The following is a 20,155-nucleotide window of genomic DNA, read 5'->3' on the forward strand; positions in this document are numbered from 1 at the left end:
CGGCCAGCCGTCCGGCGCCCCGGTCAGGGCACCACGGTCACCGGCCAGCGCCCGGCCTTGACCAGCCGGACCGCCACCGAGCCGATGAGACGGTGCCCCGCCTGCTCGGACGCGCCCACCACCACGGCGTCGGCCTTGAGCTTGTCGGCCGCCTGCACCAGGCCGCTGTACGGGTCGCCGCGGAACGTGTGGAACTCCCAGCGCACCTCGAAGACCCCGCGCAGCCGCTCCGTGGCCTCCCGGATCTCCTGGATCAGCTCCTCGGCGACCGCCTCGGTGGTCTGGGCCACCGAGGCCCCCAGCGCGGCGCCCGCGGCCAGCACCGGCTGCACATAGACCACGGCGAGCAGGGCGTGCTGCCGCCGGGCCAGCCCGGCCGCGTACGCCGCGGCGCGCCAGGAGGATTCGGAGCCGTCCACTCCGACCACGATGACTTTCGGGCCGTCCGTGCCGCGTTCGAAGGACGCGGGGAGTTTGTCCACCACATCTGCGAGGCTAGCGCCAGGGACGGGTAGGTGATCAACCGGCCCGGGCCGCGGCGTCCACGCGCCGCGACCCACCATGACCGGCACCGTACGACAGGAGAATCGATGGGCGGAACGCACCGCGGCGAGCTTCTCGCCATCAGTGATCTGCATGTGGCCTACCAGGAGAACCGGGAGATCGTGGAGCGGCTGCGGCCGGGCTCCGACGACGACTGGCTGATCGTCGCCGGGGACGTCGGCGAGCTGTTCGCCGACATCGAGTGGGCGCTGGGGCTGCTCAGCGAGCGGTTCGCCAAGGTCATCTGGTCGCCCGGCAACCACGAGCTGTGGACGCACCCCAAGGACCCGGTGAAGGAGCGGGGCGTGCGGCGCTACCAGGCGCTGGTCGACATGTGCCGGGCGAAGGGCATCGTCACCCCCGAGGACCCCTACCCGCTGTGGGAGGGCATCGGCGGGCCGCTGACCATCGCCCCGCTGTTCCTCCTCTACGACTATTCGTTCCGACTCGAGGGCCTGGAGACCAAGGAGGCGGCCCTCGCCCATGCGCACGAGGCGGGGGTCGTGTGCACCGACGAGCACTTCCTCCACCCGGAGCCGTACGCCACCCTGGACGCGTGGTGCCGGGCCCGCGTCAAGGAGACCGAGGCGCGGCTGGCGGCCTGCGACCCCGAGCTGCGGACCGTGCTGATCAACCACTGGCCGATGACCCGGCTCCCCACCAAGGTGCTGCGCTATCCCGACTTCGCCCTGTGGTGCGGCACCGAGCTCAGCGCCGACTGGCATGTGCGGTTCCGGGCCGAGACCGTGGTCTACGGCCATCTGCACATCCCCAGGACCACGGTGGAGGACGGGGTGCGTTTCCAGGAGGTCTCCGTCGGCTACCCCAGGGAGTGGAAGCGCCACGGGCTGCTGCCGGAGGACCCGCTGCGCCGGGTGCTGCCGGTGCCGGTGTCCTGACCCGCCGGCGTCGCGTACGCGCCCGTCTTGACGGCACCGGCGGGTGGCGCCGTACGGTCACGGCTGTGAACCCTGACGCGGTGTTCCTTCCCGAGACCTACGCCGCCGGTGTCCCGTACGCGCTCTTCGCACAGGCGCGCGCCACCCGCCCCGTCTGCTGGATCGAGGAACCCGCGGTCGGGGCGTGGCCCGCGGGTTCCGGCTTCTGGGCGGTCTTCCGGCACGCCGACGTCAAACAGGTGCTGCGCACGCCGGACGTGTTCTCCTCCCATCTGGGAGCCACCCAGATCCGCGACCCGGACACGCCCGCCGACCTGGAGTTCGTCCGGGCGATGATGCTCAACCAGGACCCGCCGGACCACTCCCGGACGCGCCGGGTCGTCGCGGCGGCCTTCACCCCGCGCGCGGTGCGCGAACTCCACGCCGTCATCGAGGCACGCGCGCGGGCGCTCGTCGAGGCCGTGGCGCCGCGGGGCGGGACGGACTTCGTGGAGCTCGCGGCGGACCTGCCGGTGTGGACCCTGGCCCATGTCATGGGCGTGCCCGAGAGCGACCGGCGGCTGCTGTTCGACTGGGCGAGCCGGGTCATCGGCTACCAGGACACCGAATACGCCGCGTCGAGCACCGCCGAGGCCGCGCCGCTCAGTCCGATGGGGCGCGCCGCGCTCGCCCACCGGCCGCGGTCACTGACCCGCCCGGACGGGCGGCCGATGAACCCGCGCTCCCGCGAGGCCCTCGCGGACATGTTCGCCTACGCCCACGCCCTGGCCGAACGGCCCCGGCCCGGCACCGTGATGGCGCAGCTGCGGGAGGGCGGCCTGAGCCGGGAGGAGTTCGAGAACATGTTCTTCCTCTTCGCCGTGGCCGGGAACGAAACCCTGCGCAACGGCATCCCCGGCGGGCTGCTGACCCTGCTGGACCACCCCGAGAGCCATGAACTCCTGCTGGCCCGCCCGGAGCTGACCGACTCCGCCGTGGAGGAGATGCTGCGCTTCTGGCCGCCCGTCATCGACTTCCGCCGCACCGCGACCCGCGAGGTGGAGCTGGGCGGGCAGCGCATCCGGCGCGGCGACAAGGTCGTCGTCTACCACGCCTCCGCCAACCGCGACGAGACGGTCTTCGCCGACCCCGACCGCTTCGACATCACCCGCAGTCCCAACGACCACGTCAGCTTCGGCCACGGCCCGCACTTCTGCCTGGGCGCGCACCTCGCCCGGCTCCAGATGCGGGCGATGCTGCGCAACGTCCTGACCCGCCTGCCCGGACTGCGCCGGGCAGGCGAGCCGGTGCGGCTCACCTCCAACTTCCAGAACGGCCTCAAGCACCTTCCCGTCAGCTGGGAAACAGATCCTTGAACGGCTCGGCCGTGTCCCCGACCGACCGGCCGAAGGGCGCGTCGAAGTCCCAGACCAGGAAGAGCAGAAAGACGATCAGCGCGCTGAACATCGCCGCCATCGCCAGCTCGCGCGGCGTACGGCGGATCTGAAGCGTGAACAGCAGCCCGATCACCAGCGCCGCGCCGACGAGCAGCCCCAGCCAGACCATCCTGGGCATCGTCGGCCCGGCGTTCGCCGCCCGCGCCTGGCGGGCGGCGTCCACCGCGGCGACCTGGTCCACCAGCGGCTGGTAGATGTGCCACTCCCGCTCGGTGCGCGGCGTGTAGTCGGTGACATCGCGCCGCAGCTCCGCCAGCAGCACGGCGCCGCGGTCGGTGAGCTCGCCCTTGTCGATCATCACCCGCCACTCCTTGGACGCCACATGGTCCGCGTACGCCTTGGCGTCCGCGCGGATGCGGTCGCGCACCGCCGCGGGGTAGCCGCTCGCGCGCTCGCTCACCTCGTGCAGCGCCTGGGCCTCGGTGCGCACCCCGTCCTGCGCGGCGCCTCTCGCCTCCCAGACCCCGGCGATGGCCAGGCCCAGCACGATGGCGTAGACCACGCCGATCATCATGATCATGTACTCGATGACATCGGGGGTCCCGGAGGGGTCGTCGTCCTCGGCGACCCGCCGCTGGTTGAGCAGGGTGACGGCCACGACGAGCGAGCAGACCCCCGCCGTCACGAGAGTCAGAATCAGCCATTCGGGCATGGGCAACCTCCGTCAGGTCGTCGGCGTCGGCGTCAGCCGCGCCGCCCGCCGCCGCGCGACGCGGAGCGCGAGCGAGAGCGGGGGCGCAGGGTGGCGGCCGCGAGCACCGCGGGCGCGGTGATCAGCAGGGTGAAGGTGACCAACGAGATGCCGCCGCCCTGCTGCCGGGGCGCGGGCGGGCGGTACGCGCGCAGCTCCGCGCTGTGAGGGGGCCCGGTCGGCGCCGGAGAGCTGGGCGTCGCCGTCCTGGGCGGCTTCTTGGGGGCCGGCCGGGACGGTGACGGGCGCGCGGGGCGCTCGGGGAGCGGCGCGGCCGAGGACGGCGCCGCCGGCTTCCCGGGCGGGGTGGGCGCCGGGGTGTGGGTGGGGCGGTGCGTCGGCGTGGGCGCGGTCGTCTGCGTGGGGGTGGGCGTCGGCGTCTGGGGCGGCGTCGACGTCTGCGTCGGGGTGGGGGTCGGCGTGGGGGTGTCCGTGGGTGTGGGCGTCGGGGTCTTGGTGGGGGTGGGGGTCGGCGTCGGACACCACCACCCCGGCCAGATCAGGTCAACACCCGGAATGCGCACCTTGACCTCGAGATGGAGCCCCACCCGCGGGCCGTCGGCCGGGTCGTCGGCCCCGTCGGCCCCGTCCGCCCCGGCTACCGGGCCCGCCCAGATCGAGGCGAGCACCAGGGCCGTGGCGAGAATCCCTGAACGCCATGTGCGTTGCCATCGGTTCACGACGCAGATCTTCGGCTGATCGGGCCCGTTGCAGCCGTATGCCCGCATAGATTCCCTCGAATAGGTGAATCACGCGGAAAACACCCTCTTGGGCGGCGACCGCTCTCAGCGCGCGTCCTTGAGCCGCGCCCGGTCCAGGATGGGGCCGGTGTCCACCCCGGGCGGCAGGGTGCCGAAGGCGTGCCCCCAGTCCCCGTCGAGCCGCGAGGCGCAGAAGGCGTCCGCCACCGCCGGGTGGCTGTGCCGCACCAGCAGGCTGCCCTGGAGGACCAGCGTCATCTGCTCGGCGAGGCGGCGGGCGAGCAGCTGGGCCCGCTGCGGGTCGGCGAGCTGCGGCAGCAGGCCGCGGAGGCGGGCGACGGCCGCGTCCAGCCGCGCGTCGGCCCCGGCGGCGGCGTCCACCTCGGCCAGGAAGGCCTCCAGCGCGCCCGTCTCCCGGCCCAGCGCGCGCAGCACGTCGAGGGCCGCGACATTGCCCGAGCCCTCCCAGATCGACAGCAGCGGCGCCTCCCGGTACAGCCGTGGCATGCCGGAGTCCTCCACATAGCCGTTGCCGCCCAGGCACTCCAGGGCCTCGGCCGCGTGTGCGGCGCCGCGCTTGCACACCCAGTACTTGCTCACCGCCAGCCCCAGCCGGCGCAGCGCCGCCTCCGTCTCGTCCCCGGCCTGAGCCCGGTCCAGGGCCGCCGCCAGCCGCATCGCCAGCGTGGTGGCGGCCTCCGACTCGACGGCCAGGTCGGCCAGCACATTGCGCATCAGCGGCTGGTCGATCAGCTCCGCGCCGAACGCCCGCCGGTGCTCGGTGTGGTGCAGCGCCTGCCGGAGCCCGGCCCGCATGCCGGCGGCCGAGCCGATCACACAGTCCAGCCGGGTCACGTTGACCATCTCGACGATGGTGCGCACCCCGCGGCCCGGCTCGCCGACCCGCCAGGCCACCGCGCCGTCGTACTCGACCTCGGAGGAGGCGTTGGAGCGGTTGCCGAGCTTGTTCTTGAGCCGCTGAAGACGCATCTCGTTGCGCGTCCCGTCGGGCAGCACGCGCGGCACCAGGAAGCAGGTCAGGCCCTCGTCGGCCTGGGCGAGGGTGAGGAAGACGTCGCTCATCGGCGCGGAGGTGAACCACTTGTGACCGGTCAGCAGATAGCTGCCGTCGGCCTGGGGCAGGGCCCGGGTGGTGTTGGCGCGCACGTCCGAGCCGCCCTGCTTCTCCGTCATCGACATCCCGGCGATCAGCCCCCGCTTGCCCAGCGGCGGGCGCAGCCCGAAGTCGTAGACGCGGGAGGCAAGCAGCGGCTCGTACGCGGCCGCGAGCTCCGGCTCGGCGCGCAGCGCCGGGACCGCGGCGTACGTCATGGAGACGGGGCAGCCGTGGCCCGGCTCGGCCTGCGCGAAGACATAGAACTTGGCCGCGCGCGCCAGATGGGCCCCGGGGCGGCTGTCGCCCCAGGCGGCGGCGTGCTGCCCGCTGTCCACGGCGGCGGCCATCAGCCGGTGGTACGCGGGGTGGTACTCGACCTCGTCGACGCGGTGGCCGTACCGGTCGTGGGTGTGCAGCACCGGAGGGTGCTCCTCGGCCATCCGCGCCCAGTCCTGCACCTCGGCGGACCCGGCCAGCGCGCCCAGCTCCCGCACCTCCGGCTCGCCCCAGGCCGCTCCGTCCCGCCGCAGGGCCTCCAGCAGCGCGGGGTCGTCGGCCGTGCTGAAGCCGGTCAGCGGCGGAGCCTGGTTGAGGACTTCATGCGTGGCACCCATGGCGTCTCCTCGTGCGCGGCGGCCTTGCTCTCTTACACTTCCATCATGCGCGACAAAGAACTGTAATGGATAGGGTTCCGAGCACATATGGACGACACCCGTGGCACCCGCGAACCCCCTGATACCCGTGACAGGTCCGTACCTGGCGCCACCGATGCGGACGGCGCCCCCGGGGCCCTCGCGCTGCGCCCGCTGACCGCCCGCTCGGTCGTGCTCAGCACCCTGCTCGGCCACCACCCGCCGCAGCTGCCCGCCCGCGCCCTGGTCCGTGTCGGCGCGCTGTTCGGCACCGCGGAGGGGACCATCCGGGTCGCGCTCACCCGCATGGTCGCCGCCGGCGACCTGGAGCAGCGCGGCGGTGCCTACCGGCTCACCGACCGCCTCCTGGCCCGCCAGGCCCGGCAGGACGACAGCCGAGCCCCCCGCACCCGGAGCTGGGACGGCGGCTGGGAGATCGCGGTCGTCACCACCGACCGCCGCGCCGCGCCCGAGCGGGCCGCGCTGCGCCAGGCCATGGCCGCCCTGCGCCTGGCCGAGCTGCGCGAGGGCACCTGGCTGCGCCCCGCCAACCTCGTACGGCCGCGCCCGTCCGTCGCCGCCGAGCAGTGCGCCTGGCTGACCGGCGAGCCCGAGGGCGACCCGGCCCGGCTCGCGGCCCGGCTGTGGAACCTGGACGGCTGGGCCGCGCGGGCCCGGCTGCTGGCGGCAGCCCTGGACGGGGCGGACGGCCCGGCCGAGCGGTTCACCGTCGCGGCCGCGTCCCTCCGCCATCTGCTCACCGACCCCGTGCTGCCCGCCCGGCTGCTGCCCCCCGACTGGCCGGGCGCCGGCCTGCGCCACCGCTACGACGCCTTCGAGCGCGACTTCCAGGCCCTGCTGCCCCGCTACGCGGGGGACTGACCTCGGGGCGCGTGCGGTCCGACCTGCGCGGCGGTCCGGCGGTACGCGTCGTCGGCCAGGCCGAACAGCGCGGACGCCCCGCAGGCGCTCGACAGCTCCTTGGCCCGCCCGTACTCGGAGAGCGCCTCGTCGCGGCGGGCGAGCGCGGCCAGCGCCGTACCGGCCGTGACGCGGGCCTCGGCCTCGTACAGCGGCATCCGGGCCGCGCCGAACGACGCGGCGGCCTCGAGGGCGGCCCGGGCGGCCCCCGCGTCGTCGCCGGCCAGCCGCACCTGGGCCTCGGCCAGCAGCGCGAAGCCGCGCTCTCCGGCCGGGCCGTCGGGGGCCACGACGGCGGCCGCGCGGCGGGCCCACCGCTCGGCGGCCGGCACGTCGCCGCGCGCCAGCTCCGCGGTGGTCAGCACCCGGAACCACAGCGGGCGCGCGGGGGACTCGAACCTGAGCAGCTCCGGGCCGTCGCCCGCCTCGGTCACCGAGCGGACGCAACCGTCCGGATCGCCGCCGGCCAGCAGCGCCCGGCCGAGCATCCCGGTGATCGCGGCCCGGTTGAAGCCCGGTTCGGTTTCGTCCTGCGACAGCGACTCCTCGCAGATCTTCAGTGCCCCCGCGAAGTCGCCCCGCCACAGCGAGACCGCGGCGCCGACCACGTCGGCCAGGGAGCGGGGCTCCCGGCTGCCGGTGAGGGCCGCCGCGTCCAGCGCGTCCTCGGCGTCGGCCGCTGCCGCGTGCAGCCGGCCGAGGTCCAGCAGCACATAGGCCCGGGCCGCGAACAGGTCGGCGAGCAGGGCGGTCCTGCCGGTGCCGCGGGACAGCTCCAGGCCCCGGTCCAGGTGGCGCAGCGCGGACGTGTGGCGCCCGCGGAACATCTCCGTCCAGCCGATTACGGCCAGGATGTGCACATGCTCGGCCAGCTGGTGGTCACCGGTGTCGTCGATGGCCGCGAGCGCCTCGGCGAGGTGGTGGTCGGCCCGCGCGGTGTCCCCGGCCGCCGTGTGGGCGAGGGCGAGCATCCCGCGGGCCGTGGTGACCCGGATCGGCGCGCCGTCCTCCGCCAGCGTGCGCAGCGCGCGCTCGCCCCAGTCGACGGCCGTGGTGATGTCGGCGGTGCGCAGCGCCACGGCGGCGACGCCCAGCTCCAGGCCCGCCGTGACCCGGCGGGAGCGGCCGTCGGCGTTCCGCAACTCGCGCGTCAGCAGCGAGATCGCCTGCTGGTACCGGCCGAGCTGCCATTCCACCGTGGCCCGGGACCCGGCCACCTGGGCGGACAGATCGCGGGCCTCGGCGGGCAGCAGGGACGCGGCCGTGCGCAGGATGTCCCGGCTCTCCCGCAGATGGCCCGCCACGCTCAGCGCGTCGGCCTGCTTCAGCAGCCACTCCGGACGCGGCCGGTCGGGGCGCTCACCGAGCAGCCGCAGGGCGTTGCCGATCCACCCGGCGGCGGTCAGCGGGGCGACCGCGAGGATGTCGTCGGCCGCCTCGACGAGGACCTCCGCCGCCTGTACGTCGCCCACGCGGGCCGACTGCTGCACATGCGGTGCCCGCGCGGCCAGGGGCGCGCCGCGCGAGGCCAGCCCGCGCGCGGCCCGGGCGTGGGCCTCGATCCGCCAGCCGACGCCCGCGCCGTGGTAGACGGCGGCGCGCACCAGCGGATGGCGGAAGGCGAACCGCCGCGGGACGCCCCCCTGCCGTATCAGATCCCGCTCGGCGAGCTCGTCCACGGCCGCCAGGACATGCGCCTCGTCGGCCTCGGCGACGATCGCCACCAGGTCGGTCTCGAAGGAGTCCCCGAGCACGGCGGCCGCCTGCGCGGACATCCGCGCCCCGGCCGACACCCCCTCCAGCTCCTCCAGCAGCGTGGCGCTCAGGGACCGCTCCGGCTCCTCGGCGACGGCCGGGGCCGCCCCCGGGCCCGCCGCCACCCGCTCCCGCCTCCTGGCCAGAGCCTCCAGATAGAACGGGTTGCCGCCGCTGGCCTCGTACAGCTCCCGCTGACGGCGGCGGTTCATCTCCGGGCCGCACAGCTCTGCGGCCTCCGCCGCGGACAGCGGCCCCAGCCGGATCCCGGCCACCCGGTCGAGCACCCCGGCCCTGGCCAGCGCCGCGGGCAGCCGGGGCGGGGCCTGCCGGGGCCGGTAGGCGAGCGCCAGCAGCAGCCGCGTTCTGGGCGGGTGCCGTAACAGATGGCCGATCAACTCGACCGAGTCCTCGTCGGCCCAGTGCAGATCGTCCAGGGCGAGCACCAGCCCGGCCTCGGAACTCAAGCCCTCGAGCGAGGCCCGCACGGCCCGGTGGAACCCGTGCCGCTCGGTCACCTGTGCGCCGGCCGCCGCCGGTTCCGCTCCGGCCGGGCGCAGTGGGGCGCGGGCCGCGAACACCGCGCCGAGCGGGCCGGGCGCGTCGGGCGCCGGTGCGCCGTACGGTGTCCCGGACGCGTCCGCCGCGGCCCAGTGGTCCTCCAGCGCGTCCAGGATCACCCCGTACGGCGCCTGGGTGAACTCGGCGCCGCGCCCGGCCAGCACCGTGAACCCCCGCCGCCGCGCGCGCTCGCCGAACTCGCCCAGCAGCCGTGTCTTGCCGATGCCCGGTTCACCGACGATCTCCACCACGCGCGGCACATCGGCCCCGGTGTCCTCGAGCGCCCGGTCGATGACGGCCAACTCCGCCGCGCGGCCCACCAGTCGGCCTCCCGGGCGAGGGCCCGGCGCCGCGGGAGCGGGCACCTCGGGGACGGTAACTTCGGGGACGGGCGCCGGACCGTGTGGCCCGGCGGGGTCGGCCAGCCCCGGATCGGCGGCCAGGATGCGCTGGTGCAGCGTGCGCAGCGCGGGGCCCGGGTCACAGCCGAGCTCCTCCACCAGCCGCTGCCGGGTGCGCTGGTAGTGGTCGAGCGCCTCCGCCGGGCGGCCGCACCGGTACAGCGCGAGCATGAACTGGCCGGCCACCCGCTCGTCCAGCGGATGCGCGGCGGCCCGGGCGGACACCGCGGCCACCAGCTCGGAGTGGCGGCCGAGGCGCAACCGGACGTCGTCGAGGTCGAGTTCGGCCGCGAGCCGCTCCCGGCCGAGGGTGAGCCGGAGGGTGTTGATCCACGGTGTGTCCAGCCCGGCGAAGGCATCGCCCCGCCAGAGCGCGAGCGCCTGCCCGAACCGGACGGCCGTGTGGTCGTCCTGCTCGCAGGCGCGGGCCCGGGTGACCAGATCGCGGAAGCGGTGCAGATCCACCGCCGTCGCCGCGACGCCGATCAGATAGCCGCCGGACCCCCGCACGATCTCCACGCCCTCGGCGCTCTTGTCCTCGGCCGCGGTCAGGATCTGCCGCAGCCGGGAGAGATAGCCGTAGAGGGTGTCCCGCGCCCGGCGCGGAGGACGCTCGGCCCAGACGCGGTCGATGAGCTGCTCGACCGTGACCGGCCGGCCGACGTCGACCAGCAGAGCCGCCAGCACACAGCGCTGCCGGGCATGACCCAGATCGAGGGGCCGCCCCTCGGCGTACGCCTCGACGCTGCCCAGCAGACCGAACTCCACAGCCGTCCCTCCGACGGTCCCACGTCTCGGCCGACCAGCCGATTCTAGCTTTATTGCAGGTTCTCCGAGGGTGCGCCGCGCACGACGGTGTCCCTCGCGCGAGCCGCGCCGGGGTCCGAAAGCGGCATGAATACGGAGGACTTGGCGAATGCCGTACGGCCGAGCCGCCGATACGGCCGCCGTCTCAGGCCGTCTCGCGGAGGACCAGCTCGGTCGGCAGCACGAGTGATGGTTCGATCTGCTCGCCGGAGGCCAGGCGCAGCAGCTGGTGGGCCAGCTGCCGGCCGATCTGCGTGATGGGCTGGCGGACCGTGGTCAGCGGCGGCTCGGTGTAGCGGGCGGTCTCGATGTCGTCGAAGCCGACCAGGGCGACATCGTCCGGGACCCGGCGGCCGGCCTGCCGCAGCGCCCGCAGCACGCCCACCGCCATCAGGTCGGAGGCCACGAACACGGCGTCGAGGCCGGGGTCTTCGCGCAGCAGCTCGCGCATCGCGACCACCCCCGACTCCTGGGTGAAGTCGCCGAAGGCGACGGCCCCGGACAGCCGCGCCTCGGCCAGCGCCGCCCGGTAGCCGGCCAGCCGGTCGATCCCGGCGACCATGTCCTGCGGGCCCGCGACGGTGGCGATCCTGGTGCGCCCGGAGCGCGCCAGATGGCGCACGGCGGCGGCCGCGCCCCCGGCGTTGTCGACGCCCACGTACGGCAGGGACACCGGGCCGAGCAGCCGCTCGTTGGAGACCACCGGGATGCCCATGCGGGCGAGGCCGACGGGCAGCGGGTCGGCTCCGTGCACGGAGGCGACCATCACCCCGTCGACATGGCGCCCCAGGGCGAACCGCTCGATGCGCTCCCGGCCGGCGGAGGAGCGGGCCATCATCAGCACCAGCTGCTTGTCGGCCTCCTCCAGCCGCTGGCTCACCCCGCGCACGACGCCGGGGAAGAACTGGTCGTCGGAGAACACCCGGCCCGGCTCCTCGGGCAGCACGAGGGCGAAGGAGTCGGTGCGCTGTGTGACCAGGCTGCGGGCGGCCTGGTTGGGGACGTATCCCAGCTCACGGATGGCGCGTTGCACCGCCTCGCGGGCGTCCTCGCCGACCCGGGTGGAGCCGTTGACGACACGGGACACCGTGGCGCGCGAGACGCCCGCGTGCAGCGCCACGCTCTCCAATGTGGGCCGGGTCCGGTGCATGGGGACATACCTCGTTCTTCGTCGAGCCGCTGATCCGTGGGGGCGGCTCGTCACAGCATGGATCACCCGGCGCGGCGGACGGCACCCTTCGGCCGAAGTGGCACCGGCTGACCGCTCCCGGCGGGGCCCGCCCGGGATGGACTGCTCACGTCGCCAGGACGCGGGCGCGGCAGACGGAGGGGGAGCCCCAGGCGGTGCGCAGCGCGCGGGCCTTGCGGATCCACAGGGACAGGTCGTACTCGTCCGTGTAGCCGATCGCGCCGTGCAGCTGGAGCGCCGTCCTGGCCGCCGTGTACGCGGCCTCCCCCGCGGCCACCTTGGCGGCCGCGACCGCCGCCCCGGCGGCCCGGTCGGCGCCGTCGGCCAGCGCCAGCGCGGCCCCGAACAGCAGCGGCCGGGCGAACTCCAGGGCGATCAGGACATCCGCGAGCCGGTGCTTGACCGCCTGGAACGAGCCGATCTCGCGCCCGAACTGGGTGCGCTGTTTGACGTATGCGACGGTTCGCTCCAGCAGCGCCAGCCCGGTGCCGAGCGCCTGCGCGGCCGTCGCGAAGGCGGCCCAGTCCGCGGCGCGCGCGGCCGCCGCCGCGACGGCCGGGCCGCTCGCGAGCACCTCGCCGCCGCCCAGCGGCCCGGCCAGCCGCCTGGCCGGGTCCAGCGAGGGCTGCACCGGCCCGTGCCCCGAGCCCGTCCGCAGCCGTTCGCCCTCGACGACGAACACCGCGTCGGCGGCGTCCGCGTCCAGCGCGTACGGACCGCCCGCGGGGGCGGCGACGGTGACCACCGCATGCCCGGCCGCGATCCGCGGCAGCCAGTGCTTCCCCGCCGCGATCGCGTCGCCGCGCTCCGCGAGCGCGGCGAGCAGGACGGCCGCGGCGGCCGTCTCGACCAGCGGCCCCGGCACCGCGTGGCGGCCCGCCTCGACATACGCGACGGCGAGCTCCACCGGCAGCGGTCCCGCGCCCTCGTAGGCCTCCGGGACGGCCAGCGCGAACACCCCCGCCTCGCCCAGCCGCCCCCACACCGCCCGGCCCGGCCCCCGCTCCCCTCGCGCCCAGGCCCGCACCGCCTCCGCCGTCCCGGCGGCGGAGAGCATCCGGTCCAGGGTGCGGCCGAACTCCGTCTGCTCCTGGTCCAGCAGGAATCTCATCCGTACCGCCCCTTCCACGCTCGTGACGGCAGGGGACCGCGCCTCATCTGCGGCCCTTCGGCAGGCCGAGCAGCCGCTCGGCGATGATGTCGCGCTGGATCTCGTTGGTGCCCGCGTACACCGGGCCCGCCAGGGCGAAGGTGTAACCGTCGGCCCAGGCGCCGCGCGCGGGCGCGTCGGGGGCGGAGTCGGCGAGTTCGCCGTGGGGGCCGAGCAGGTCCAGGGCCGTTTCGTGGAGGGCGATGTCGAGCTCGGACCAGAAGACCTTGTTGAGGCTCGACTCGGCGCCCAGGGAGCCGCCGGCCGCCAGCCGGGACGCGCCCGCGTACGCGAACAGCTCGTACGCCCGGGCGTGGATCACCGCGTCGGCCACCCGGTCGCGCAGCGCGGACGAGTTGTCGGTGGCCGGATGGTCGCGCCACAGCGCCGCCAGGCGGCGCGCGGCCGCCGTGAAGCGCCCGGGGCTGCGCAGCGTCAGCCCCCGCTCGTTGCCCGCCGTGCTCATCGCGACCCGCCAGCCCTCGCCCGGTCCGCCGATCACGTCCTCGTCGGGCACGAAGACCTGGTCGAGGAAGAGCTCGGCGAAGGCGGGCTTGCCGTCGAGGCGCCCGATGGGGCGCACGGTCACCCCCGGCGCGCGCAGCGGGAACATCAGATAGGTCAGCCCGCGATGGGGGGCCGACGCGTCCCGGTCGCTGCGGAAGAGGCCGAAGGCGCCGTCGGCGAAGGCGGCCCGCGAGGACCAGGTCTTCAGACCGTTCAGCAGCCAGCCGCCGTCGGTGCGCTCGGCGGTGGAGCGCAGGGACGCGAGGTCCGAGCCGGACTCGGGCTCGGACCAGGCCTGTGCCCAGACGACCTCGCCGCGGGCCAGCGGCGGCAGCACCCGGGACCGCTGCTCCGGTGTGCCGTGCCCGAAGAGCGTGGGGGCCAGCAGGCTGATCCCGTTCTGGCCGACCCGGCCGGGCGCCCCCGCCGCGTAGTACTCCTCCTCGAAGAGCAGCCACTCGAACAGCGAGGCGCCGCGCCCGCCGTACTCCTCGGGCCAGCTCACCGCCGACCAGCGGCCCGAGGCGAGCGTGCGCTCCCACGTCCGGTGGGCGGCGAAGCCCTCGGCGGTCTCCAGGGAGGGCAGCGGCTCGGCGGGCACATGCGCCGCGAGCCACCGCCGGGCCTCGTCCCGGAACTCCCGCTGCCGCTCGGTCAGATCGAGATCCACCGCGGCTCCCGCCTCCCTCCCGGTTCCCTAACAAGTGTTTGGTAGGTTACCGTGGCGCCGTGACGGACAACAAGGCGGGCAACAAGGCCAACCGAGCGCCCTATGTCCCCGGCCACGGCCTCCTCACCGGCCGCACGGCCGTCATCACGGCCGCGGCGGGCAGCGGCATCGGCGGCGCCACCGCCCGCAGATTCCTGGAGGAGGGCGCCCGCGTCGTCATCGGCGACGCCCACGCCCGCCGCCTGAAGGAGACCGTCGCCGCGCTCGCCGGGGAGTTCGGGGCGGACCGGGTCGCCGGGACGGCCTGCGATGTGACCGACGAGGACCAGGTGGCCGCGCTCCTCGACCTCGCCGAGGAGACCCACGGCCGCCTCGACGCCCTCGTCAACAACGCCGGGCTCGGCGGCACCGCCGAGCTGACCGAGCTGACCGACGAGCAGTGGCACAAGGTCATCGACGTCACCCTGGGCGGCACCTTCCGCTGCACCCGCGCCGCGCTGCGCCGGATGAGGGCCGACGGCCGCGGCGGCGTCATCGTCAACAACGCCTCCGTCGTCGGCTGGCGCGCCCAGGCCGGCCAGGCGCACTACGCGGCGGCCAAGGCCGGGGTGATGGCGCTCACCCGCTGCGCCGCCGTCGAGGCCGCCGCCTACGGCGTACGGGTCAACGCGGTCTCACCGAGCCTGGCCATGCATCCGCACCTGGTGAAGGTGACCACCCCCGAACTGCTCGCCGAGCTCACCGAGAAGGAGGCGTTCGGCCGGTACGCCGAGCCATGGGAGGTCGCCAACGTCATCGTCTTCCTGACCAGCGGCTACTCCTCGTACATGACGGGCGAGACGGTGTCCGTCAGCAGCCAGCACGCGTGAGGCGGAGGGGCCGGGAGAATGGACAGGTGCCGAAGACGAGCGAGAACAGCAAGAAGACCACCGTGACCCCGTCCCCCCAGCGACGCCGCGAACTGCTCTCGACGGCGGCGGAGGTGTTCGCCGCACACGGGTACAACGCGACCACCGTGCGCCGCATCGCCGACGAGGTGGGGATGCTCGCGGGCAGCCTGTACTACCACTTCGACTCGAAGGAGGCGATGGTCGACGAGATCCTCTCCACCTTCCTGGACGAGCTGTGGGCCGGTTACGAGGCCGTGCTCGGCGCCGGGCTCGGCCCCAGGGAGACCATCGAGGCGCTCGTCACCGAGTCCTTCCGGGAGATCGACCGGCACCGGGCGGCGGTCGCCATCTACCAGAAGGAGTCCAAGCACCTCTCCGCCCAGCCCCGCTTCGGCTATCTCACCGTCTCGCAGCGGAAGTTCGAGGAGGCGTGGCTGGGCACGCTCGAGCGCGGGGTGGCCGAGGGGGTCTTCCGCGCGGACCTCGACATCCGGCTTGCGTACCGCTTTCTGCGCGACACCGTCTGGGTCGCCGCCTCGTGGTACCGGCCGGGCGGACAGCACAGCCCCGAGGAGATCGCCCGCCAGTACCTGTCGATGGTCCTGGACGGCGTCACCCCGCGGGCCTGACCACCGGGACACCACCGGACAGGAGGGATCATGGCCGAGGCATACATCGTCGAAGCGGTACGGACCCCCGTCGGCAAGCGGAACGGCGGACTTGCGTCCGTCCACCCGGCCGACCTCGGCGCGCACGCACTGCGCGCCCTGATGGAGCGCTCGGGCGCCGACCCCGCCGCCGTCGAGGACGTGGTCCTCGGCTGCCTGGACACCGTCGGCCCGCAGGCCGGGGACATCGCGCGCACCTGCTGGCTGGCCGCCGGGCTGCCCGAGGAGGTCCCGGGCGTGACCGTCGACCGGCAGTGCGGCTCCTCGCAGCAGGCGATCCACTTCGCGGCGCAGGCGGTTCTCTCCGGCACCCAGGACCTGGTGGTCGCGGGCGGGGTGCAGAACATGTCGATGGTGCCCATCGCCTTCGCCAGCCGCCAGGCGACGGTGCCGCTCGGGCTGACCGAGGGCCCCTACGCGGGCTCGGAGGGCTGGCGGGCGCGCTACGGCGACCGGCCGGTCAACCAGTTCTACGGCGCCGAGCTGATCGCCGAGAAGTGGGGCATCACCCGCGAGGCGATGGAGGAGTTCGCGCTGCGCTCGCATCAGCGGGCGATCCGCGCCATGGACGAGGGCCGCTTCGACCGCGAGCTCGTGTCGTACGGGGAGGTCACCGCCGACGAGGGCCCGCGCCGGGACACCAGCCTGGAGAAGATGGCCGGACTCAAACCGGTCATGGAGGGCGGCCGGATCACCGCCGCCCTGTCCTCCCAGGTCTCCGACGGGGCCGCGGCGATGCTGATCGCCTCCGAGCGGGCGGTGCGCGAACACGGCCTGACGCCGCGCGCCCGCGTCCACCACCTCTCGGTGCGCGGCGAGGACCCGATCCGGATGCTGTCCGCGCCGATCCCGGCGACGGCGCACGCGCTGAAGAAGACCGGCATGACCATCGACGACATCGACCTGGTGGAGATCAACGAGGCCTTCGCCCCCGTGGTGCTGGCCTGGCTGCGGGAGACCGGCGCCGACCCGGAGAAGGTCAACGTCAACGGCGGCGCCATCGCCCTCGGCCACCCCCTCGGCGCCACCGGCACCAAGCTGATGACGACCCTGCTGCACGAACTGGAGCGCACGGGTGGGCGCTACGGCTTGCAGACGATGTGCGAGGGTGGCGGCCAGGCGAATACGACGATCATCGAGCGGCTGTGAGGCGGTCGACGATCTCCGCCGCCTCCGCCATCACCCGCTCCACCAGCTCCGCGCACGACGGCAGGTCGTCGATCACCCCGGCGACCTGCCCGGAGGCCATCACCCCGCTGTCCGTGCGGCCGTCCACCATCGACGCCTTCAGCAGCATCGGCGTGTTGGCGGCCAGCAGCACCTGACTCCAGGTCAGCTCCTTGCCGTGCTTCATCGCCAGCCCGTCCCGCACCATTCGCGCCCAGCTCAGCCCGGACAGCCGCCGGAAGGCCGCGGCGTGTCGCAGCGCCCGCGTCAGCGCCGCGACGCGCCCGGACCGTTCCAGGGACGCGACCAGCTCGCTGCGCAGCATCCGGTGGGGGAGCCCGTCGACCGCCGTGGTGACGGTGACATCGGCGACCGACGCCGCGAGATAGCGGGCCTTGACCGGGTCCGGGACCGTGCTGTCGGAGGTGAGCAGAAAGCGGGTGCCCATGGCGATCCCCGCGGCGCCGTACGCGAGCGCGGCCACCAGCCCGCGCCCGTCGAAGAAGCCGCCGGCCGCCACGACGGGGATGTCGACCGCGTCCACGACCTGGGGCAGCAGCACGGCGGTGCCGACGCTCCCGGTATGGCCGCCGCCCTCGCCGCCCTGGACCACGACCGCATCCGCGCCCCAGGCGGCGACCTTCTCGGCGTGTCGCCGGGCCCCGACGGACGGGATGACGACCACGCCCGCGTCCTTCAGCCGGACGATCAGCTCGCGCGTGGGGGCGAGCGCGAAGGACGCGACCCGCACCCCCTCCTCGATGATGATCCGCACCCGCTCCTCGGCGTCCGCCGCGTCCGCCCGCAGGTTCACGCCGAAGGGCGCGTCGGTGCGCGATCCGACCTCCCGTACGGCCGACCGCAGCTGGTGCGGGGTCATGGTGGCGGAGGCCAGGATGCCGAGGGCACCGGCGTTGGCGGTGGCGGACACCAGCCGCGGCCCGGCGACCCACCCCATGCCGGTCTGCACGATCGGATGGCGCACACCGACGAGTTCGGTCAGCGGGGTGTCCATTACGCGGGCACCTCGCGCTCGCGCAGCCCCTCCGGGTCGATGACCTCCCGGATCAGCCGCAGCTCCGCCGCCGTGGGCTCACGGGTGTACGGGACGTCGTCCGCGATGTCGAGCGGGAAGCCGGTGGCCTCCCGCACCTGACCGGCGCTCACCCCCGGGTGCAGGGAGCGCACCCGCATGGTGCGGTCGGGCGTGGCGAAGTCCAGGACCGCGAGGTCGGTCACGACGCACGGGATGCGGTGGAAGCGGGTGGCGGAGGGCCCGGCGGCGGCCGCCCGGTCGTAGCCGACGCCGCAGACCATGTCGACGCGTTCGACGAAGACACGCCGGGAGTGCCGGGGCACCCAGTAACTCGTCGGGTTGTTCAGCGTGTTGACGGGCGCGCCGCGCACGCCCAGCAGCTGCCGCCGGGGCCGCTTCCAGTCGCCGATGCAGCTGATGTTCTGGTTGCCGTGCCGGTCCAGCTGACTGGCGCCCATCATCACATGGCGCTTGCCCGCGGTGACCAGCGCGAGGTGCTGGCGGTAGGGCAGCCAGCCCTCCACCACCCCCGGCCCGGCGCCCAGCAGCAGCGCCTCGCCGTCGGTGAGCAGCAGGTCGGGCGCGAAGGTGAGCCGCGCCAGCTGGGCGCCGGCGCGCGGCACGGCGCCCATCGGGGCGGCGAGGACCTCGCCGTCGCCGCGCCACGCCTCCGCGCAGGCGACCACGCAGTATTCGGCCCGGGTGACCGTGCTCATGCGCCCTCCTCCGCGAACGCCGCCACCGCCGTCTGGTACGCGCCCTCGTCCCCGCTCAGGAAGCGCTCGGTGAACTCCCGCCACGCGCCCGGGTCCGCGGCGGCCTTCGCGTACGCGCTCTGGAACGCCTCGTCGCGCCCGTAGTCGGGGGCGCAGGAGGTGAAGTGGGCGCCGTTCGGGGTCTCGATCACGCCGGTCACCGAGTGGCGCTTGACCAGCAGCGTCTGCGGACCGCCCGCCGCCGCGAACTCCGCGCTGTCGACGAGGCGCTCGCAGGAGACGTATGCCGCTTCGGCGGCCTCGCAGAACAGGTCGTCGAAGTACGGGTCCGGGCCCAGGTACTGGCCGTTGCCGTGCGCGTCGGCCCGGTTGAGGTGGACCAGGGCGGCGTCCAGCCGCAGCGCGGGCACCGCCACCAGCTCCTCCCCGTCCTCGTACGGCGAGGTGACCGTCCGCAGCCCCGGATTAACCGTCATCACGTCCGAGCCGAGCCCCGCCCGCACCGGCATGAACGGCAGCCGGTGGACGGCGGCGGTCAGCCCCCACATGAACATCGCCTCGTCCAGCTCCACCAGTTCGAGCTCCCCGCGCTCGCGCGCCGCCCTGAAGTGCGGTTCGAGCGGGATCGAGTCGAGCGTGGCGAAGGCGGCGACCAGCTTGCGGATCTTCCCGGCGGCAGCCAGCAGCCCGACGTCCGGCCCGCCGTACGAGACCACGGTCAGATCGGTGACCGGGGAGCGCAGCAGCGCCCGCACCAGCGCCATGGGCTTGCGCCGCGACCCCCAGCCGCCGATGCCGACCGTCATGCCGCTCTCGATCCGGCCGACGGCCTCCTCCAGGGACATGCGTTTGCCGCTGCCGGGCCTCAACGCCGCTCACCCGCCTCGGAAACGCCGGACACGAACGCCTCGCGGTGCCGGTCGGCGATCCCGCTCAGGTTGGCCTCGAAGGTGAAGCCCTGCTCGAAGCGGTAGCTGCGGCGCACATCGACCGGGTCGATGCCGTTGATCGCGGCCTTGGCCAGCCGCAGCAGCGCACCGTCCTTGGCGGCGATCTCGCGGGCCAGCGCCAGCGCCGCCGCCGACAGCTCGGCGCGCGGCACGACCCGCCACACCGAGCCGTGCCGGTGCAACTCCTCGGCGGTCACGGTGCGCGAGGTGTAGTACAGCGCGCGCATCAGGTGCTGCGGCACCAGCCGGGCCAGATGGGTGGCCGCGCCCAGGGCGCCCCGGTCCAGCTCCGGCAGCCCGAACGTCGCGTCGTCGCTGGCGACGATCGCGTCGGCGTTGCCGACCAGGCCGATGCCGCCGCCGAGGCAGAAGCCGTGCACCGCGGCGACGACCGGGACCTGGCAGTCGTAGACGGCGGCGAACGCCTCGTAGCAGCCGTGGTTGGCGCCGATCAGAGCCCCATGCCCCTCGGTGCGCTGCATCTCCTTGATGTCCACGCCCGCGTTGAAGCCCCGGCCGGCGGCGGCGAGGACGACACAGCGCACCTCCGGGTCGCTGCCCGCGCCGCGCACGGCCGCGGCGAGCTCGTACCAGCCCTGTACGGGAAGGGCGTTGACGGGTGGGAAGTCCACGGTGACGACGGCGATGCCCGCGTGTGGGGCGGAGGTGGAGACACCCATGAGCAGATCCGCTACCTTTCCACCAAACATTTGTTAGGCGAGAAGGTAGCAGCGGTCGGGGCGCAGCG

The 20,155-nt window shown here is 74.5% G+C and carries 18 protein-coding genes; 6 read left to right on the plus strand and 12 right to left on the minus strand.

The genetic code is table 11. The features are described 5' to 3' along the window. Nucleotides 1-23: 23 nt before the first annotated feature. Nucleotides 24-485 (minus strand): universal stress protein, encoded by a 462-nt coding sequence (locus ACH4S9_RS21525; protein ID WP_398373579.1) that lies wholly within the window; start codon nt 483-485, stop codon nt 24-26. A gap of 105 nt (nt 486-590) precedes the next feature. Between ACH4S9_RS21525 and ACH4S9_RS21530 the strand changes: the two genes are divergently transcribed. Together ACH4S9_RS21530 and ACH4S9_RS21535 are read left to right on the plus strand one after the other, a co-directional pair. Beyond that, entirely contained in the window at nt 591-1,442 is an 852-nt protein-coding gene (locus ACH4S9_RS21530; RefSeq protein ID WP_385347446.1) for a metallophosphoesterase family protein, read from the plus strand. 65 nt (nt 1,443-1,507) lie between these two features. After that, nucleotides 1,508-2,797, plus strand: a complete 1,290-nt coding sequence (locus ACH4S9_RS21535) for a cytochrome P450 (protein ID WP_385347444.1) — start codon at nt 1,508-1,510, stop codon at nt 2,795-2,797. Here the strand turns inward: ACH4S9_RS21535 and ACH4S9_RS21540 are convergent. From ACH4S9_RS21540 to ACH4S9_RS21550, 3 genes are all read right to left on the minus strand, one after another. Further along, complete coding sequence (locus ACH4S9_RS21540) at nt 2,775-3,530, minus strand: hypothetical protein (protein WP_311729056.1); 756 nt, start codon at nt 3,528-3,530, stop codon at nt 2,775-2,777. The genes ACH4S9_RS21535 and ACH4S9_RS21540 overlap by 23 nt on opposite strands. Before the next feature lie 32 nt (nt 3,531-3,562). Then, complete coding sequence (locus ACH4S9_RS21545; RefSeq protein ID WP_398373580.1) at nt 3,563-4,249, minus strand: hypothetical protein; 687 nt, start codon at nt 4,247-4,249, stop codon at nt 3,563-3,565. A gap of 105 nt (nt 4,250-4,354) precedes the next feature. Then, nucleotides 4,355-6,001, minus strand: a complete 1,647-nt coding sequence (locus ACH4S9_RS21550; RefSeq protein WP_398373581.1) for an acyl-CoA dehydrogenase family protein — start codon at nt 5,999-6,001, stop codon at nt 4,355-4,357. Between the two features lie 87 nt (nt 6,002-6,088). Between ACH4S9_RS21550 and ACH4S9_RS21555 the strand changes: the two genes are divergently transcribed. Next, entirely contained in the window at nt 6,089-6,901 is an 813-nt protein-coding gene (locus ACH4S9_RS21555) for a PaaX family transcriptional regulator C-terminal domain-containing protein (protein WP_398373582.1), read from the plus strand. Here the strand turns inward: ACH4S9_RS21555 and ACH4S9_RS21560 are convergent. From ACH4S9_RS21560 to ACH4S9_RS21575, 4 genes are all read right to left on the minus strand, one after another. Continuing rightward, nucleotides 6,886-10,425 carry a BTAD domain-containing putative transcriptional regulator gene (locus ACH4S9_RS21560; RefSeq protein WP_398373583.1) on the minus strand — a complete coding sequence of 1,180 codons (3,540 nt, stop codon included), beginning with the start codon at nt 10,423-10,425 and terminating at the stop codon, nt 6,886-6,888. The two genes, ACH4S9_RS21555 and ACH4S9_RS21560, sit on opposite strands and share 16 nt — an antisense overlap. 184 nt (nt 10,426-10,609) lie before the next feature. Continuing rightward, nucleotides 10,610-11,614, minus strand: coding sequence for a LacI family DNA-binding transcriptional regulator (locus tag ACH4S9_RS21565; protein ID WP_311728769.1), 1,005 nt, complete (start codon nt 11,612-11,614; stop codon nt 10,610-10,612). Nucleotides 11,615-11,759: 145 nt separating this feature from the next. Beyond that, nucleotides 11,760-12,764 carry an acyl-CoA dehydrogenase family protein gene (locus ACH4S9_RS21570; protein ID WP_361185453.1) on the minus strand — a complete coding sequence of 335 codons (1,005 nt, stop codon included), beginning with the start codon at nt 12,762-12,764 and terminating at the stop codon, nt 11,760-11,762. Between the two features lie 43 nt (nt 12,765-12,807). Then, nucleotides 12,808-13,980 (minus strand): acyl-CoA dehydrogenase family protein, encoded by a 1,173-nt coding sequence (locus ACH4S9_RS21575; protein WP_398373584.1) that lies wholly within the window; start codon nt 13,978-13,980, stop codon nt 12,808-12,810. A 59-nt stretch (nt 13,981-14,039) separates the two neighbouring features. Between ACH4S9_RS21575 and ACH4S9_RS21580 the strand changes: the two genes are divergently transcribed. From ACH4S9_RS21580 to ACH4S9_RS21590, 3 genes are read left to right on the plus strand one after another with little or no spacing between them, the layout of a single operon-like run. Beyond that, complete coding sequence (locus tag ACH4S9_RS21580) at nt 14,040-14,849, plus strand: SDR family oxidoreductase (RefSeq protein ID WP_398373585.1); 810 nt, start codon at nt 14,040-14,042, stop codon at nt 14,847-14,849. 26 nt (nt 14,850-14,875) lie between these two features. Then, nucleotides 14,876-15,499 carry a TetR/AcrR family transcriptional regulator gene (locus ACH4S9_RS21585; protein WP_311728765.1) on the plus strand — a complete coding sequence of 208 codons (624 nt, stop codon included), beginning with the start codon at nt 14,876-14,878 and terminating at the stop codon, nt 15,497-15,499. Between the two features lie 30 nt (nt 15,500-15,529). Further along, nucleotides 15,530-16,687, plus strand: coding sequence for an acetyl-CoA C-acetyltransferase (locus ACH4S9_RS21590; RefSeq protein WP_358842467.1), 1,158 nt, complete (start codon nt 15,530-15,532; stop codon nt 16,685-16,687). On the opposite strand, the gene ACH4S9_RS21595 is transcribed toward ACH4S9_RS21590, so the two are convergent. Genes ACH4S9_RS21595 through ACH4S9_RS21610 form a run of 4 tightly spaced genes read right to left on the minus strand, consistent with a single transcriptional unit; the run spans nt 16,671 to nt 20,087 of the window. Further along, nucleotides 16,671-17,720: a nitronate monooxygenase gene (locus ACH4S9_RS21595; protein ID WP_311728763.1), complete on the minus strand. Its 1,050-nt coding sequence runs from the start codon at nt 17,718-17,720 to the stop codon at nt 16,671-16,673. The genes ACH4S9_RS21590 and ACH4S9_RS21595 overlap by 17 nt on opposite strands. After that, complete coding sequence (locus ACH4S9_RS21600; RefSeq protein ID WP_311728762.1) at nt 17,720-18,457, minus strand: CoA-transferase; 738 nt, start codon at nt 18,455-18,457, stop codon at nt 17,720-17,722. Before ACH4S9_RS21600 ends, ACH4S9_RS21595 begins: the two co-directional genes overlap by 1 nt. Then, a complete protein-coding gene (locus ACH4S9_RS21605; RefSeq protein ID WP_311728761.1) occupies nt 18,454-19,302 on the minus strand; it encodes a CoA-transferase in 849 nt (282 codons plus the stop codon). The genes ACH4S9_RS21600 and ACH4S9_RS21605 overlap by 4 nt, the downstream gene beginning before the upstream one ends. 20 nt (nt 19,303-19,322) lie before the next feature. Further along, entirely contained in the window at nt 19,323-20,087 is a 765-nt protein-coding gene (locus tag ACH4S9_RS21610) for an enoyl-CoA hydratase family protein (RefSeq protein WP_311728760.1), read from the minus strand. Between the last annotated feature and the right edge of the window lie 68 nt (nt 20,088-20,155).

Origin of the sequence: Streptomyces sp. NPDC021225 (assembly GCF_044332865.1) — a bacterium.
Classification (GTDB): domain Bacteria; phylum Actinomycetota; class Actinomycetes; order Streptomycetales; family Streptomycetaceae; genus Streptomyces.

Bases quoted from the DNA above. Each gene is read 5' to 3' on its own strand.
- ACH4S9_RS21555 (WP_398373582.1), top strand. From the start codon at position 6,089: ATGGACGACACCCGTGGCACCCGCGAACCCCCTGATACCCGTGACAGG.
- ACH4S9_RS21565 (WP_311728769.1), bottom strand. From the start codon at position 11,614: ATGCACCGGACCCGGCCCACATTGGAGAGCGTGGCGCTGCACGCGGGC.
- ACH4S9_RS21595 (WP_311728763.1), bottom strand. From the start codon at position 17,720: ATGGACACCCCGCTGACCGAACTCGTCGGTGTGCGCCATCCGATCGTG.
- ACH4S9_RS21570 (WP_361185453.1), bottom strand. From the start codon at position 12,764: ATGAGATTCCTGCTGGACCAGGAGCAGACGGAGTTCGGCCGCACCCTG.
- ACH4S9_RS21550 (WP_398373581.1), bottom strand. From the start codon at position 6,001: ATGGGTGCCACGCATGAAGTCCTCAACCAGGCTCCGCCGCTGACCGGC.
- ACH4S9_RS21600 (WP_311728762.1), bottom strand. From the start codon at position 18,457: ATGAGCACGGTCACCCGGGCCGAATACTGCGTGGTCGCCTGCGCGGAG.
- ACH4S9_RS21610 (WP_311728760.1), bottom strand. From the start codon at position 20,087: ATGGGTGTCTCCACCTCCGCCCCACACGCGGGCATCGCCGTCGTCACC.
- ACH4S9_RS21605 (WP_311728761.1), bottom strand. From the start codon at position 19,302: ATGTCCCTGGAGGAGGCCGTCGGCCGGATCGAGAGCGGCATGACGGTC.
- ACH4S9_RS21540 (WP_311729056.1), bottom strand. From the start codon at position 3,530: ATGCCCGAATGGCTGATTCTGACTCTCGTGACGGCGGGGGTCTGCTCG.
- ACH4S9_RS21590 (WP_358842467.1), top strand. From the start codon at position 15,530: ATGGCCGAGGCATACATCGTCGAAGCGGTACGGACCCCCGTCGGCAAG.
- ACH4S9_RS21530 (WP_385347446.1), top strand. From the start codon at position 591: ATGGGCGGAACGCACCGCGGCGAGCTTCTCGCCATCAGTGATCTGCAT.